Below are 1,336 nucleotides of genomic sequence, written 5' to 3' on the forward strand. Positions count from 1 at the left end.
GCCGTCGGCGCGGGGATACTGGCAGGCCTTGCGCGGGTATCGCTCGCGGACCGGTTTACCGTGCTTTCAGCCTTCGTCGAAATGGGCATCGAGATGGCGGAGATGGAGGCGCAGCAGCAATCGGCCGATGCTTACTAGCCAAGCCTGCTCAAACTAGCCAAGCCTGCTCGAATGTCGGCGATCACGTATAGCCGCCTTGCGCCCCTTGGGGTCAACCTCCCCAGCCGCCACCACCACCACTATTGCCGCCGCTACCGCCTCCGCCCATCGCTGGAATAACTGGAGGCGGAGCTTCAGTTGTTACCTCCGCCGGTTCGATCGGCTTCTTCGCGGTGACCTTCTTCTGCTTGATCACCTTTGGCGTGGTCGTTGTCCGAACGACTTTTTGCTTCGTCGTCGGCTCCGGTTCGACCTGGGGCGTCACGGCGGTGCACCCCGCGACAGCCAGAACTCCAGTTAGGAATGTTGCGATGATTGCCAGTTTCGATGCCCTGCCCACCATTGCCTCCTTGTTGATCAGAACAAGTCCCGACGCGGATTGGCTTGCTCCCAGACCGCTCTGGCCGTCTTGACCAGTTGAACGTCCAACGAGCCCTCCGCCGAAATCTTTGATTTGAGTTCCCCACGCAGCTGTTTCAGGGCCGCCGTTTTCGCTTTAGCTCCGAACTTCGCCAGCGTGGCCTTGGCATCTGGAATTTCGTTGCGAACATCGAGCGCGGCCGCGAAAGCAAGGTAACGTACGGCGAGAGGCTGGTCCGCCTTGTCGCCCCGCTGCAGTTCCAGAGCCGCGCGATCATATGCGGCCGACTGATCACCGCGGTCGGTCGCTACCTCGAAAAGGCGTTGCGCCTCAGCAAGGTCCTGCTGCACACCGACACCGTCCCTGTACATACGCGCCAAGCTGCCGGGAGCGTAGGGTTGGCCGAGATCCATGGATTTCTGGAAGAGTTCGAGCGCGCTCTTGGGATCCTTCTCAACCCCAGTGCCGGCGAGATAATTTCGGCCGAGCAGGTTCATCGAATACATGTCCTGCCGTTCGACGCCCGCTTTGAGGAAGGCCACGGCGCGAGCCGGATCGGCAGGTACGCCGTTACGACCTTCCGTAAAAATCGCGGCGAGGTCGTTCATGGCATAGGTGTGCCCCATCGCCGCCGCCTTGAGGAGCAGGTCCAGGCCCTTGGTGGCATCACGATCGACGCCATAGCCGTTGAACAAAGCGCGACCCCACGAGGTCATTCCATACGGATCGCCCTTCTCGGACGCTGCGGCATAGAAGGTGTTGGCCTGCTTGCGATTGACGGGCATTCCCGTTCCCGTGGCGTTGAGGTATCCGCTG

Annotated in this window: 2 protein-coding genes; both read right to left on the reverse strand. The window is 61.2% G+C overall.

Translation table 11 applies throughout. The features are described from left to right. Positions 1 to 211 precede the first annotated feature (211 nt). Positions 212 to 502 carry a hypothetical protein gene (locus EOA32_RS37230; protein ID WP_095776319.1) on the reverse strand — a complete coding sequence of 97 codons (291 nt, stop codon included), beginning with the start codon at positions 500 to 502 and terminating at the stop codon, positions 212 to 214. Positions 503 to 516: 14 nt separating this feature from the next. Further along, the coding region (locus EOA32_RS37235) for a tetratricopeptide repeat protein (protein WP_145971515.1) at positions 517 to 1,336 on the reverse strand (820 nt) is incomplete at its 5' end.

Origin of the sequence: Mesorhizobium sp. M1A.F.Ca.ET.072.01.1.1 (assembly GCF_004023325.1) — a bacterium.
In the GTDB taxonomy this organism is placed as follows: Bacteria; Pseudomonadota; Alphaproteobacteria; order Rhizobiales; family Rhizobiaceae; genus Mesorhizobium.